Genomic DNA, 13,990 nt, shown 5'->3' on the forward strand with positions numbered 1-13,990 from the left:
ACCCCGCACTGGAGTCAACGTGGCCGTCAACCTGGTCAATGTCGAGAACGTCAGCAAGGTGTACGGCACCCGTGCCCTGCTCGACGGGGTCTCGCTCGGTGTCTCCGAAGGGGACCGGATCGGGGTCGTGGGGCGCAACGGCGACGGCAAGACCACCCTCATCCGGATGCTGGCGCGCCTGGAGGAGGCCGACAGCGGCCGTGTCACGCACAGCGGCGGGCTGCGGATCGGGGTGCTGACGCAGCACGACTCGCTCGACCCGAAGGCCACCATCCGGCACGAGGTCATCGGCGACCTGGCCGACCACGAGTGGGCCGGCAGCGCCAAGATCCGGGACGTGCTCACCGGCCTGTTCGGCGGGCTCGGCCTGCCCGGCTTCGAGCACGGCCTCGACACCGTCATCGGCCCGCTCTCCGGCGGCGAGCGCCGCCGCATCGCGCTGGCCAAGCTGCTCATCGAGGAGCAGGACCTGCTCGTCCTCGACGAGCCCACCAACCACCTGGACGTCGAGGGCATCGCCTGGCTCGCCGGCCACCTCCAGACCCGCCGCTCGGCGCTCGTCTGCGTCACCCACGACCGCTGGTTCCTCGACCAGGTCTGCACCCGCATGTGGGACGTGCAGCGCGGTGACGTGTACGAGTACGAGGGCGGCTACTCCGACTACGTCTTCGCCCGGGCCGAGCGGGAGCGGATCGCCGCCACCGAGGAGGTCAAGCGGCAGAACCTGATGCGCAAGGAGCTGGCCTGGCTGCGGCGCGGCGCCCCGGCCCGCACCTCCAAGCCCCGCTTCCGCATCGAGGCGGCCAACGCGCTCATCGCGGACGTGCCGGAGCCCCGGGACACCACCGAGCTGATGAAGTTCGCCAACGCCCGGCTCGGCAAGACCGTCTTCGACCTGGAGGACGTGACCGTCACCGCCGGTCCCAAGACCCTCCTCCAGCACCTGACCTGGCAGCTGGGCCCCGGCGACCGCGTCGGACTCGTCGGCGTCAACGGCGCGGGCAAGACCTCACTCCTGCGGGCACTGGCGGATGCCTCCGTCTCCCAGGGCGAGAAGCAGCCGCCGGCCGGCCGGATCGTCGTCGGCAAGACCGTGCGCCTCGCCTACCTCTCCCAGGACGTCACCGAACTCCCCGCCCAGCTGCGGGTCCTGGAGGCCGTGCAGCAGATCCGCGACCGGGTCGACCTCGGCAAGGGCCGGGAGATGACCGCCGGGCAGCTGTGCGAGCAGTTCGGCTTCGGCAAGGAGAAGCAGTGGACGCCCGTCGGCGACCTGTCCGGCGGCGAGCGCCGCCGGCTCCAGCTGCTCCGTCTGCTGATGGACGAGCCGAACGTCCTCTTCCTCGACGAGCCCACCAACGACCTCGACATCGAGACCCTGACCCAGCTGGAGGACCTCCTCGACGGCTGGCCGGGCTCCATGGTCGTCATCTCCCACGACCGCTTCTTCCTGGAGCGCACCACCGACCGCACCTTCGCCCTGCTCGGCGACCGGGCCCTGCGGATGCTGCCGCGCGGCATCGACGAGTACCTGGAGCGGCGCCGCCGGATGATCGAGGAGGCCGCCCCGGCGCCCGCCGCCGCGGCCGCCCCGCAGCAGAAGGCCGGGGTCTCCGCCGCCGACGCCCGCGCCGCGAAGAAGGAGCTCCAGAAGGTCGAGCGGCAGCTCGACAAGATCTCCGAGCGCGAGACGAAGCTGCACGCGCAGATCGCCGACAACGCGACCGATTTCGAGAAGGTCGCGAAGCTCGACGCCGAGTTGCGTGAACTTTCTGGAGAACGTGAAGAGTTGGAGCTGCGCTGGCTCGAACTGGCCGAGAACGCATAACGAGGGCATCACGGACCGGTCCTCCCTTGGGCACAAGGGATGGACCGGTCGCTTTTGCGCCACCGGGTGAGTGGTAGAAAGAAAACCCGCTCACAGCAAGGGGGAAGCGCTGATGACCCAGCCGCCCAGCAACCAGCCGCCGGGGGGCTTCGGAGCTCCCCAGGATCCGAACCAGGGCGGCATGCCGCCCGTCCCGCCGGCGCAGCCGCCGCAGATGCCGGCCCAGCCGCCGCAGATGCCGCCGGTCCCGCCCCAGGCGCCCGGCCAGCCGCCGCAGGCCCAGCCCGGCTACGGCTACCCGCAGCAGCCGCCGCAGCACCAGCAGCCGGTCCCGCCGCCGTACGGCTATCCGCAGCAGGCCCCGCAGCCGGGGCCGTACGGCCAGCCGCAGCAGCCGGGTCCGTACGGGCAGCAGCAGCCCGGCCCCTACGGCGGCTACCCGGGCCAGACCCAGCCGATGTACCCGGGCGCGCCCGCCCCGGACGGCGGTTCCGGCGGGGGCCCGTTCAAGGGCCGCACCGGCCTCGTCGCGATCGTCGCGGCCGCCGCCGTGCTCGTCGCCGGTGTCACCACCTGGGCCGTCGTCGGCGGCGGTGACGACGAGAAGCCGACCGTCGCGACGAGCCCGACGGCCAGTTCCAGCGCCACCACCGGTCCCGAGCCGACCGAGTCGGTCGACCAGGGCGACGGCTCCGGCGACGGCGACAAGGGCGGCGAGGACGACCTCAACGCGGCCCGCCAGGAGGGCGAGGCGAAGGTCAACTTCCTCACCACCAACGACGTCGACCTGCCCCGCAACGGCTCCGAGGTCTTCGGCCCCTGGATCGTCGGCGACACCGTTGTCAAGGCGATGTACAAGGGCGTCTCCGGCTACTCCCTGACCGACGGCGCCAAGAAGTGGTCGGTCGACCTGCCGTTCAAGCTGTGCGCGGCCCCGGCCCAGCCCGGCGCCAACGGCATCATGGTCTTCGGGTACGAGGAGAGCGCCAAGGACGGCGCCAAGTGCTCGATGCTCCAGCAGATCGACCTCAAGACCGGCAAGGCGGGCTGGAAGAAGGCCGTCCCGAAGCCGACCGGCCTCTTCGCCTTCTCCGACAACACCCTCGCCATCGGCGGCAACACGGTCACCGCGGCCGGCAGCAGCAGCGCCTACGGCTTCTCCCTCACCGACGGCAAGCAGGTCTTCACCGGCCCCACCGGCGACTGCAAGCCGTACGCCTACGCCGGCGACGCCACCAAGCTGATCGCCGCCAGCCAGTGCCGCACCGCCGACGTGAGCAAGGAACAGCACACGATCAGCGAGGTCGACCCCAACACGGGCAAGGCCAAGTGGACCTACCGGCTGGCCGCCACCTGGGAGGTCGACAAGGTCTACTCGGTGAACCCGCTCGTCGTCTCCGCCTTCCAGCGCGAGCAGAAGAAGTGGTCGATCGTCGCGCTCAAGCCGGACGGCAAGGTGCGCTCCGAGATCCAGGGCGGCAAGGACAAGTACGCCCCGCGCTGCGGCGGCGGCCTGGTCATCTTCGGCCGCAACCTCCAGGGCTGCACCGGCGTCGCCGCCGGCGGCGACACCTTCTACATGGCGACCGACACCGCGTACGGCACCTCCAACGAGGTCGTCGCCTTCGACCTCAACACGGGCAAGCCGAAGTGGCGTTCCAAGGCCCCCGACGAGCAGCAGATGTCCCCGCTGGGCATGGAGGGCGGCGAGGTCCTCGCCTACGTCTCGCCCAAGTACGACAAGGGCGGCGCGGTCGCGACGATCGCCCCGGCCGGCGGCGCGCCGAAGATCCTCCTCAAGCACCCCGTGTCGGTCGCGCAGATCGAGAGCGGCTTCTTCAGCGCGGGCTACGCCTACGGCAACGGCACCTTCGTGATCGCGGCGGGCCGGGTCTCGGCGTCGAACGACGCCGAGGAGAAGGAGACCAAGACGATGATGGGCTTCAGCAAGTGACCCAGCCGCCCCCGCCTCCGAACCAGCCGCCGAACCAGCCGCCGAACCAGCCGCCGAACCAGCCCCCCGGCCCGCCGCCGGGCGGCTTCGGCGCCCCGCAGGACCCGAACGGGCCCGGTTACGGCTACCCGCAGGCCCCGCAGGGCCAGCCCGGCTACGGCTACCCGCAGCAGGCCCCGCAGTACCAGCAGCCCCCCCAGCAGGCCCCGCAGTACCAGCAGCCGGTTCCGCCGCCGTACGGCTATCCGAACCAGCCGCAGCAGCCGCAGCAGCCGTACGGCTACCCGACCGCGCCGCAGCAGCAGGTCCCGGCCGCCGCTCCGGGCGGCCGCCGGAAGCTGTCCGCGCAGGCGCAGATCATCGTCGCGGCGGCCGTGGCCGTCGCCCTGATCGTCGGCGGCGGCATCTGGTACGCCAACTCCGGCTCGGACCCGTCCCCGGACGCCAAGCCGACCGGCGGCACCAGCCAGTCCCCGAACGGCGGCGGTGACGGCGGCGCCTCCGGCGGCGGCGACGGCCCCGCCGCCAACGGCCTGGGCGGCAAGGGCAAGGAGAAGCCGGGCGGCAAGACCGGAGCCCGCCTCGCCTTCCGGATCGACGTGCCGACGGTGCCCGACACCACGCCCGTCGACGGCTCCTGGATCACCGACAAGACCTTCGTGAAGACGGGCGTCAACTCGGTCGTCGGCTACGACATCGACAAGGGCACGGTCTCCTGGACGATCCCGCTGGCCGGCCAGGTCTGCGGCGCGTCCCGGCACAAGACCGAGGACAACAAGGTGCCGGTGCTCTTCGAGGAGAAGAAGCGCGTCGCGCCCCGGTACTACCAGAGCTGCAACCAGGTCGGCATGCTCGACCTGAACACCGGCAAGCTCCTGTGGTCCGCCTCCGTCAGCGGCGGCGGCGACGAGAAGGCCCGCTTCAGCGAGGTGACGCTCGGCGGCGGCACCGTCGCGGCCGGCGGCACCGACGGCGGCGCGGCCTTCGACGCGGCCACCGGCAAGGTGCTCTGGAAGCCGCAGTCCAACGACCAGGGCTGCTACGACATGGGGTACGGCGGCGGCGCCGGCCTCGTCGCGGTCCGCAAGTGCGGCAAGTACGGCGCCCAGACCATCTCCGTCCAGAACCTGGACCCGAAGTCGGGCAAGCCGCTCTCCGAGTTCAAGATGCCGCAGGGCGTGGAGTACACCTCGGTCGTCTCGACCAAGCCGCTGGTGGTCGCGGCCAACGTCGGCGACGCCGCCGACGACGGCAGCAGCGTCTCGGACTTCTTCTCCATCGACGAGAAGACCGGCAAGCTGCGGACCAAGATCACGGCCAACCCGGACCGCTACGCGGCCGAGTGCGGCGCCACCTCGGTGGAGGAGTGCTCGCAGGCCCTCGTCGGCGACGACCGGCTCTACCTGCCGACCGAGGAGCACGAGGGCTCCACCGGCGAGTACGGCGACGAGACCAACGAGATCGTCGCCTTCAGCCTCGCCGACGGCAAGATGGCGCCCGAGAAGGCCGACGCGGGCGACGGCTACGTGCTGATGCCGCTGCGCATGGACGGCGGTGACCTCATCGCGTACAAGATGCCCCCGCACGACAAGGGCGGGCAGCTCGTCTCCGTCCACGCGGGCACCATGAAGCCGACGCTGCTCCTGGAGAACCCCTCGGACAAGGCGAACCGGTCCATCGAGTCCAGCTTCTCGATCACCGGCGCCGAACTCCTCTACGGCGACGGCCGGTTCTTCATCTCCGGCACCTACGCCAACAAGCCGAGGGAGTCCGGCTCCGCCCTCGACAAGAAGTACCTCGCGGTCTCGTTCAGCACCAAGGGCTGACGTCCGCGACCCACGCGAAGGGCCTCCCCGGGACACCGGGGAGGCCCTTCGCGCGTCCCGTCCCCCTTTCGGGCGGCGGAGGTTGACGGACCGTGGGGCGGGGGAGCGTGTAGCTTGCCGGGATCGGAAGTGCCGGGGAACGGCCGGCCCGGGGGATGGGGGATGACGGGATGGGCGTTCGGCTCGTGGTCGTGGACGACCACCGCCTGCACGCGGAGGCGCTCGCCTCGGCGCTGAAGCTGCGCGGGCACCGGGTGCTCGCGGCGGCCGCGCCGGCCGCGGGGGCGGCGGAGGTCGTGGTGGGCCGGGCCCCCGAGGTGTGCCTCTTCGGCACCGCGGCGCCGGCCGCGGAAGGGGCCTTCGAGCCGGTCGCGCGGATCAAGCGGGAGCGGCCGCAGGTGGCCGTGGTCGTCCTCGGGCCGGTGCCGTCGCCGCGCGGGATCGCCGCCGCCTTCGCGGCCGGGGCGTCCGGGTACGTCCGGCACGACGAGCGGATCGAGGGCGTCGAGCGGGCCCTGCTGAAGGCGCGGGCGGGGGAGGCCGCCGTGGCGCCGCAGCTGCTCGCCGGGGCCTTCGCGGAGCTGCTGAACCCGGCGGCGCAGCCGGACGACGAGGCGCAGCGCCTCCTCGGGCTGCTGACCCACCGCGAGGTGGAGGTCCTGGTGCGGGTGGCCGAGGGGGAGGACACCCGGCTGATCGCGGCGGGGATGGGGATCGCGCCGAGCACGGCGCGGACGCATGTGCAGCGGGTGCTGATGAAGCTGGGTGTCGGGTCGCGTCTGGAGGCGGCGGCGCTGGCGGCGAGGACCGGGCTGCTCGACCGGGCGGTGCCGCGGCAGCGCACGGCGTACTGAGTTCCACGGAGGGGCCCCGTGGGGCCGCGCCCTTGACCTCGATGTTCGGTTGTGGTTCTTTGTGCGTGGTTCTGTTTGTTCGCGCCCGGAGGCACCCCGTGAAGAAGACCGTCACCACGCTCGCCGACGGGCGCGAGCTCATCTACTACGACCGTCGCGACGACCTCGTCCGCACCGCCGTCGACCCGCGCCCCCTCGCCCCCGTCACCTCCCGCTCGGAGATCCGGTTCGACGAGCTGACCGGCGACCACGTCGCCGTCGCCTCGCACCGGCAGACCCGCACCTACCTCCCGCCGGCCGACGCCTGCCCGCTCTGCCCGGCCAGGGACGGCCGCGAGAGCGAGATCCCCGAGGAGGGCTACGAGGTCGCGGTCTTCGAGAACCGCTTCCCGTCCCTCTCCGGCGGCGTCGGCCGCTGCGAGGTCGTCTGCTTCACCGACGACCACACCGCCTCCTTCGCCGACCTCACCGAGGAGCGGGCCCGCCTCGTCCTCGACGCCTGGACCGACCGCACCGCCGCCCTCTCCGCCCTCCCCGGCGTCCAGCAGGTCTACTGCTTCGAGAACCGGGGCCAGGAGATCGGCGTCACCCTGCCCCACGCCCACGGCCAGATCTACGCCTTCCCGTACATCACCCCCCGCACCGCCCTCATGCGCCGCCGCATCGACGAGCACCGCCGGGAGACCGGCCGCAACCTCTTCGACGACCTCGTCGCCCGCGAGCGCGCCGACGGCGAACGGGTGGTCCTGGAGACCGAGCACTGGATCGCCTTCGTGCCGTACGCCGCCAAGTGGCCGTACGAGGTCCACCTCCACCCCCGGCGGCGCGTCCCCGACCTGCTCGGCCTCGACGAGGCCGCCCGTGCGGAGTTCGCACAGGTCCATCTGGAACTCTTGAGGCGCTTCGACCGGATCTTCGGCCCGGCGGAGCCGCCCACGCCCTACATCGCCGCCTGGCACCAGGCGCCGTTCACGGACGAGCGGCGGGAGGACTTCGGACTGCACCTGGAGCTGTTCACGGTCCGGCGCGCCTCCGGCAAGCTGAAGTTCCTCGCGGGCACCGAGTCCGGCATGGGCGCGTTCATGAACGACATCCGGCCGGAGGACGCGGCCCGGCGCATCCGAGAGGTGGCAAGCGCATGACGACGGCGAAGAAGTACCTGGTCACGGGCGGGGCGGGCTATGTGGGCGGCACGGTCGCCGCCCACCTCCTGGAGAGGGGGGACCGGGTCACCGTCCTCGACGACCTCTCCACCGGTTTCCGGGAGGGCGTCCCGGCCGGCGCCGAGTTCGTCGAGGGCCGCGTCCAGGACGCCGCCCGCTGGCTCGACGGCTCCTACGACGGCGTGCTGCACTTCGCCGCGTACTCGCAGGTCGGCGAGTCCGTCGCCCAGCCGGAGAAGTACTGGGAGAACAACGTCGGCGGCACCATGGCGCTGCTCGCCGCGATGCGCGCGTCCGGCGTCCGCCGGCTGGTCTTCTCCTCCACCGCCGCCACCTACGGCGAGCCCGAGACCGTCCCGATCACCGAGGCCGCGGCCACCGCCCCCACCAGCCCGTACGGGGCGAGCAAGCTGGCCGTCGACCACATGATCACCGGCGAGTGCGCCGCCCACGGCCTCGCCGCCGCCTCGCTGCGCTACTTCAACGTCGCCGGGGCGTACGGAGGGCTCGGCGAACGCCACGACCCCGAGTCGCACCTCATCCCGCTGGTCCTCCAGGTCGCCCTCGGCCGCCGCGAGGCCATCTCCGTCTACGGCGACGACTACCCGACCCCCGACGGCACCTGCGTCCGCGACTACATCCACGTCGCCGACCTCGCCGAGGCCCACCTGCTCGCCCTCGACGCCATGACCCGGGGCACCGTGCCGGCCGGCGAGCACCTGGTCTGCAACCTCGGCAACGGCAACGGCTTCTCCGTCCGCGAGGTGATCGAGACCGTCCGCAAGGTCACCGGCCACCCGGTCCCGGAGATCGCCGCCGGGCGCCGCCCCGGCGACCCGGCCGTCCTGGTCGCCTCCGCCGACGCCGCCCGCGAGCGGCTCGGCTGGATCCCGTCCCGCCCCGACCTGGCGGACGTCGTCGCCGACGCCTGGGCCTTCGCCCGGCACCGACAGGAGGAGCGCGCATGAGCGTCGCCGCCGGCTTCGAGGCGCTGTACGGCGCCGCGCCCGACGGGGTCTGGGCCGCCCCGGGGCGGGTCAACCTCATCGGGGAGTACACCGACTTCAACGACGGCTTCGTGCTGCCGCTCGCCCTGCCGCACACCACCGTCGCCGCCGTCTCCCGCCGCGACGACGGCGTCCTGCGGCTGCACTCCGGGGATGCCGACGGCGGGATCGTCCAGCTCGGCGTGGCGGACCTGGAACCCCTCTCCGGCGGCGGCTGGGCCGCCTACCCGGCCGGGGTCGTCTGGGCACTGAGGGAGGCCGGGCACCCGGTGGCCGGCGCCGACGTGCACCTCGCCTCCACCGTGCCGACCGGCGCCGGGCTCTCCTCCTCGGCGGCCCTGGAGGTCGTCACCGCCCTCGCCCTGAACGACCTCTTCGAGCTCGGGCTCACCCGGCCCGAGCTGGCCCGGATCGCCCAGCGCGCCGAGAACGCCTTCGTCGGCGTGCCCTGCGGCGTCATGGACCAGATGGCCTCCGCCTGCGCCGAGGAGGGCCACGCCCTCCACCTGGACACCCGGGACCTGTCCTACCGTCAGGTGCCCTTCGACCTCGCCGCCGAGGGGCTCGCGCTCCTCGTCGTCGACACCCGGGTGAAGCACGCCCTCGGGGACGGCGCGTACGCGGAGCGGCGCGCCGGTTGTGAAGCGGGCGCGCGGGCGCTCGGGGTGCGTGCCCTGCGCGAGGTGGACGCCGCGCATCTGCCCGCCGCGCTCGACCGTCTGAGCGACGGGACGATTCTGCGGTACGTCCGGCACGTGGTGTCGGACAACGACCGGGTGGTCCGGGTGATCGCCCTGCTCGACGCCGGCGCGACCCGGGAGGTCGGCCCGCTCCTCACCGAGGGCCACGCCTCGCTCCGGGACGACCTGCGGGTCTCCTGCGCGGAGCTGGACCTGGTGGTCGAGGCGGCGAACGCGGCCGGGGCGCTCGGCGCCCGGATGACCGGCGGCGGCTTCGGCGGCTCGGCGGTGGTCCTGGTCGAGGCGGACCGGGCGGAGGACGTCGCGGCGGCGGTCCGGAAGGCCTTCGCGGGCGCCGGGTACGCGGAGCCGGGGATCTTCCCGGCCGTCCCCTCGGCGGGCGCCCGCCGCCTCTGAGGAGCCCCGGACGGCCTCACGGACGGTCGACTTCGGACACTTCCGCCAATCGGCCCCCACGGCGGTGCCCCGCCCCTACTCTGTGGGGCAGCACCGGTGGGGGCCGGTGCCGTTCAGGGGAGCGAGACCGCCGGGTACGGCGCCGGGAGCGGGGTAGCAGTCTGGTCACGGCGGCGGCCGTGTGCCCGACGGACCCGCCCTCCGGCGCCGTACCGCGTCGGTCTCTCCTCGACACTTGGGGGTGTCCGTGGCACGAATCCGGGTCCTGGTGGTGGACGACCACCGCGTCTTCGCCGAGTCGCTGGCGGCCGCGCTCGCGGCCGAGCCGGACGTCGACGTCGCCGCCGCCGGCACCGGTCCCGCCGCCATGCGCTGTCTGGACCGGGGCGCCGCGGAGGGGCGCCGGTTCGACGTGCTGCTCGTCGACGCCGATCTGGGCGTGCTGCCCGCGGCCGTGCCGCCCCCTCCGGAGGGCGAGCCCGCCGTGGACGGGATCTCGCTGGTCGCGGGGGTGCGGAAGGTCCAGCCTTCGGTGCGTACGGTCGTGCTCGCGGAGAAGGACGACGCCCGCCGCGCCGCGCTCGCGCTCCAGGCGGGGGCCTCCGGCTGGGTGGCGAAGGACTCCTCGCTCCAGCGGCTGCTCGCCGTGGTGCGGGGGGTGCTGCGGGACGAGACGCATCTGCCGCCGGCGCTGCTGACCGGGGTGCTGCGGGAGCTGACGGCGGCCCGGCGGCACCGGACGGAGAGCGAGCGGCTCGTGGAGTCGCTGACCCCGCGCGAGCGGGAGGTGCTGCGCTGCATGGTGGCGGGCCTGGGCCGCAAGGCGGTGGCGGAGCGGCTCTTCCTCTCCCCGCACACGGTCCGCACGCACATGCAGAACGTGCTGGGGAAGCTGGGCGTCCACTCGACGCTCGCGGCGGTGGCCCTGGCCCGGCGGGCGGGCGTGGGCCCGGCGCCGCTGCCGGCGCTAGCCGGGGACGTTGTCGAACGGGGCGGTCAGCCGGCGTAGCAGGGCGGCCAGTTCGGCGCGCTGGGGGCGGGAGAGCTGGGCGAGGATGGCCCGCTCCTGGGCGAGCAGCCCGGCGAGCGCCTCGTCGGCGCGGTCGCGCCCCTCGGGGGTCAGGCGGACCAGGACCCCGCGCCGGTCGCTGGGGTCGGGGAGCCGCTCGACCAGGCCCTTCTTGGTGAGCCGGTCGATGCGGTTGGTCATCGTGCCCGAGGTCACCAGGGTCTGGGTGAGGAGCTGGCCGGGGGAGAGCTGGTACGGGGCTCCGGCGCGGCGCAGCGAGGTGAGGACGTCGAACTCCCAGGGCTCCAGCTGGTGCTCGGAGAAGGCGAGCCGGCGCGCGCGGTCGAGGTGCCGGGCCAGCCGGGAGACCCGGCTGAGGACCTCCAACGGCTCCACGTCGAGGTCCGGGCGCTCACGGCGCCATGCAGCGACCAGCCGGTCGACCTCGTCCTCCATGTGATCAGTGTAGTGGGTCTGTTGACATAAAGTCTCTTGGAGTCAAGTTTCTCGATGTCATGAATCTTGATATCGAGATATATTTGGCCGAAAGGCGGGGAAGGGACCGGGCCGGAACCGGTTCCGTTTCACCGCCTCACACCTGCAAGGGGGCTTCGAACATGCATTCCGTGTCGTCCGTGCCAGCCCAGGGTTCCGCCGTCGCGCCGGTCTGGGACCCGCACCAGTACCTCCGCCACTCCACCCACCGCACCCGCCCCTTCCTCGACCTCCTCAGCCGAATACCGCGCCTCCCCGACCACGGCCGCCCCGCCCGCATCGCCGACCTCGGCTGCGGACCCGGCAACGTCACCGCCCTCCTCGCCGACCGCTGGCCCGACGCCCACATCACCGGCTTCGACCTCTCGCCCGAGATGCTCGAACAGGCCGAGAAGGACTGGTCGGGCACCACCGCCGGCGGCGGCTGGCTCGACTTCCGCCCCGCCGACGCCGCCCACTGGACCCCCACCGAGCCCTACGACCTGATCGTCTCCAACGCCGCCCTCCAGTGGGTCCCCAACCACCCCGAGTCCTTCGCCGCCTGGATCGACGGCCTGCGCCCCGGCGGCGTCCTCGCCTTCCAGGTCCCCGGCAACTTCACCTCCCCCAGCCACGCCCTCCTCGGCGAACTCTGCGCCCGCCCCGAATGGCGCGAGCGCCTCGCCGGCCAGGGCCGCCGCTTCGTCCACATCCTCGAAGCGCCCGACTACCTCACCCGCCTCACCGCCCTCGGCTGCGAGACCGACGTCTGGGAGACCGTCTACTGCCAGCTCCTCCAGGGCGAGGACCCCGTCCTCGACTGGGTCAAGGGCACCGCCCTGCGCCCCGTCCTCACCACCCTCGGCGACGACCGGGAGGCCGTCGACGCCTTCCTCGCCCAGTACCGCGACCTCCTCCGCGAGGCCTACCCCCCGGGCCGGGACGGCACGGTCTTCCCCTTCCGCCGCGTCTTCGCCGTCGCCCGCAAACCCGCCTGAGACACCCCGCGAGAACGCGTCCGCCCCCGCACCGGAGGGAACCGGTGCGGGGGCGGACGACGGGGCGCCGAGGACTAGGAGATCTGGTTGTAGATCTGGAAGCCCGGGCCGTAGAGCGAACGCGCCGAGAACTTGTTCGGCAGCGTGTTCAGGTAGGTGTACAGGTCGCCGCCGGAGGTGGCGCCGACGATGTCGCCCTTGCCGTCGGCGTTGAGGTCGCCGGCCGCGGCCAGGTGCTTGTACGTGTTCCAGCCGGAGCCGATCTCCTTCTTCGCCGCGAACGGGGCGGTGGCGCTGCCGGTGCCCGCGTACAGGTACAGGACGCCGGTGCTGCTGCGGGCGAGGAGGTCGTTCTTGCCGTCGCCGTTGTAGTCACCGGCGCCGAACAGCTTGTTGAACTGGCCCCAGCCGGAGCCGACGCGGATCCGCGAGGCGAAGGCGTCGCCCTCGCCGTTGCCCTTGTACAGGTACAGGACGCCGGAGCTGTCGCGAGCCAGCAGGTCGCCCTTGCCGTCGCCGCTCAGGTCGCCCGCGCCGACGAAGGCGTTGTAGCCGCCCCAGCCGCCGCCGATGTACAGCATCTCGATGTACAGGTCGCCGACGAGCTTCTCCAGGACGTCGGTCCGGCCGTCCGCGTTCAGCGAGGACAGGGCCGTCCACGTGGTGCCCGCCCACTCGCCGGTGTCGCTGATCGCCTGGCGCTTGGTCAGCCGGCCGGTGGTCGAGCTGCCGTAGAACCACAGGGTGCCGGCGCCGTCACGGGCGATCAGGCCGTCCTTGCCGGTGTACGCGATGTTGCCGCCGAGCGCGAACTGCTCGATGCCCGCGAACTCGCCGTCCGCGGAGACCTTCTGGCGCCCGTTCAGGGTGCCGTCGCCCTTCGGCAGGTACAGGAAGAGCGCACCCTTGTTGTCCCGCGCCCACAGGGAGCCGTCCTGGCCCGCCGGGAAGATCTGGTTGTAGGTCTGCCAGCCGCCGCCGATCAGCTTGCGGGTCTCGAACGGACGGGTCGTGGAGCCCGTGCCGACGTAGTAGTACAGCTGGCCGTCGGCCTTGCGGCCGTACAGGTCGGCCTTGCCGTCGCCGTTGACGTCGCCGGCGCCGACCAGCTGGTCGTAGTCGTTCCAGCCGCCGCCGACGGCGATCCGCGTGCCGAGCGGCTTCGACGGGACGCCGGTGGCCAGGTACAGGTAGAGCTGGCCGTCCTTGGCGCGGGCGATCACGTCGGCGCGGCCGTCGGCGTTCACGTCACCGGGCGAGGTAATCTTGTTGTACGCCTGCCAGCCGCCGCCCACCGGGTACTCGTACGGCGTGCCGGTCGGGGCGACGTCCTGGTAGAGCGTCAGCGCGCCGTTCTCGGAGAGGACCAGGACCTCGGGCTCGGCCTCACCGTTCTGGTTGCCGATCGGGATGATGTCCTTGGCGATGTTGTCGACGCGGGCCAGCTCGACCACGTCGGTGTCGCTGGCGGTCGAGTACAGCTCGCCGTCGGCCCAGCGGTAGATGATGTCGTCGACGCCGTCGAGGTCCAGGTCGGACAGGAGCGGCGCGACGGCCTCGGCCGCTTGCGCGCCGGCGCGGGCGGAGCCGTCCGCCAGGTCCGGACGGACCAGCTTCGGCAGCGTGAAGGACGGCTTGGCCTTCTCGACGGTGGTACGCGGCGCCGGCTCGGCGGCCGACGCGGGAGTCGCCAGCACCATGCCGGCGGAGAGGGCGAGCGCGGTGCACGTGGTGATACGACGGCCACGCCCGGAGAACATGGAACGCAAAATCCCCCCCT

General features: G+C 72.8%; 11 protein-coding genes. 9 read left to right on the forward strand and 2 right to left on the reverse strand.

Annotation, left to right across the window (positions count from 1 at the left end):
* Positions 1–19: 19 nt before the first annotated feature.
* The 8 genes from ABZ621_RS23585 (at position 20) to ABZ621_RS23620 (ending at position 10,738) form a co-directional block, all read left to right on the forward strand.
* On the forward strand, positions 20–1,828 hold the full coding sequence (locus tag ABZ621_RS23585; RefSeq protein ID WP_360607624.1) for an ABC-F family ATP-binding cassette domain-containing protein: 1,809 nt from the start codon (positions 20–22) through the stop codon (positions 1,826–1,828).
* 112 nt (positions 1,829–1,940) lie between these two features.
* A complete protein-coding gene (locus tag ABZ621_RS23590) occupies positions 1,941–3,782 on the forward strand; it encodes a PQQ-binding-like beta-propeller repeat protein (RefSeq protein ID WP_360607626.1) in 1,842 nt (613 codons plus the stop codon).
* The gene (locus ABZ621_RS23595) at positions 3,779–5,608 is read left to right on the forward strand and encodes a PQQ-binding-like beta-propeller repeat protein (protein WP_360607628.1); all 1,830 of its coding nucleotides are present in this window, start codon (positions 3,779–3,781) and stop codon (positions 5,606–5,608) included. Before ABZ621_RS23590 ends, ABZ621_RS23595 begins: the two co-directional genes overlap by 4 nt.
* A gap of 170 nt (positions 5,609–5,778) precedes the next feature.
* On the forward strand, positions 5,779–6,462 hold the full coding sequence (locus tag ABZ621_RS23600) for a response regulator transcription factor (protein ID WP_360607630.1): 684 nt from the start codon (positions 5,779–5,781) through the stop codon (positions 6,460–6,462).
* A gap of 98 nt (positions 6,463–6,560) precedes the next feature.
* Complete coding sequence (gene galT / locus ABZ621_RS23605) at positions 6,561–7,604, forward strand: galactose-1-phosphate uridylyltransferase (RefSeq protein WP_360607632.1); 1,044 nt, start codon at positions 6,561–6,563, stop codon at positions 7,602–7,604.
* A complete protein-coding gene (gene galE / locus ABZ621_RS23610) occupies positions 7,601–8,593 on the forward strand; it encodes a UDP-glucose 4-epimerase GalE (protein ID WP_360607634.1) in 993 nt (330 codons plus the stop codon). The genes galT and galE overlap by 4 nt, the downstream gene beginning before the upstream one ends.
* A complete protein-coding gene (galK, locus tag ABZ621_RS23615; RefSeq protein ID WP_360607636.1) occupies positions 8,590–9,729 on the forward strand; it encodes a galactokinase in 1,140 nt (379 codons plus the stop codon). Before galE ends, galK begins: the two co-directional genes overlap by 4 nt.
* A 247-nt stretch (positions 9,730–9,976) precedes the next feature.
* The gene (locus ABZ621_RS23620; protein ID WP_360607638.1) at positions 9,977–10,738 is read left to right on the forward strand and encodes a response regulator transcription factor; all 762 of its coding nucleotides are present in this window, start codon (positions 9,977–9,979) and stop codon (positions 10,736–10,738) included.
* On the opposite strand, the gene ABZ621_RS23625 is transcribed toward ABZ621_RS23620, so the two are convergent.
* Positions 10,697–11,194 carry a MarR family transcriptional regulator gene (locus ABZ621_RS23625; RefSeq protein ID WP_030494707.1) on the reverse strand — a complete coding sequence of 166 codons (498 nt, stop codon included), beginning with the start codon at positions 11,192–11,194 and terminating at the stop codon, positions 10,697–10,699. The genes ABZ621_RS23620 and ABZ621_RS23625 overlap by 42 nt on opposite strands.
* Positions 11,195–11,355: 161 nt before the next feature.
* On the opposite strand from ABZ621_RS23625, the gene ABZ621_RS23630 reads away from it, so the two are divergent.
* On the forward strand, positions 11,356–12,210 hold the full coding sequence (locus ABZ621_RS23630; protein ID WP_360607640.1) for a trans-aconitate 2-methyltransferase: 855 nt from the start codon (positions 11,356–11,358) through the stop codon (positions 12,208–12,210).
* A 74-nt stretch (positions 12,211–12,284) separates the two neighbouring features.
* On the opposite strand, the gene ABZ621_RS23635 is transcribed toward ABZ621_RS23630, so the two are convergent.
* Positions 12,285–13,970 carry an FG-GAP-like repeat-containing protein gene (locus tag ABZ621_RS23635; protein WP_360607642.1) on the reverse strand — a complete coding sequence of 562 codons (1,686 nt, stop codon included), beginning with the start codon at positions 13,968–13,970 and terminating at the stop codon, positions 12,285–12,287.
* Positions 13,971–13,990: the final 20 nt, after the last annotated feature.

It is taken from the genome of Streptomyces sp. NPDC007863, from assembly GCF_040633895.1.
Taxonomy (GTDB): domain Bacteria; phylum Actinomycetota; class Actinomycetes; order Streptomycetales; family Streptomycetaceae; genus Streptomyces.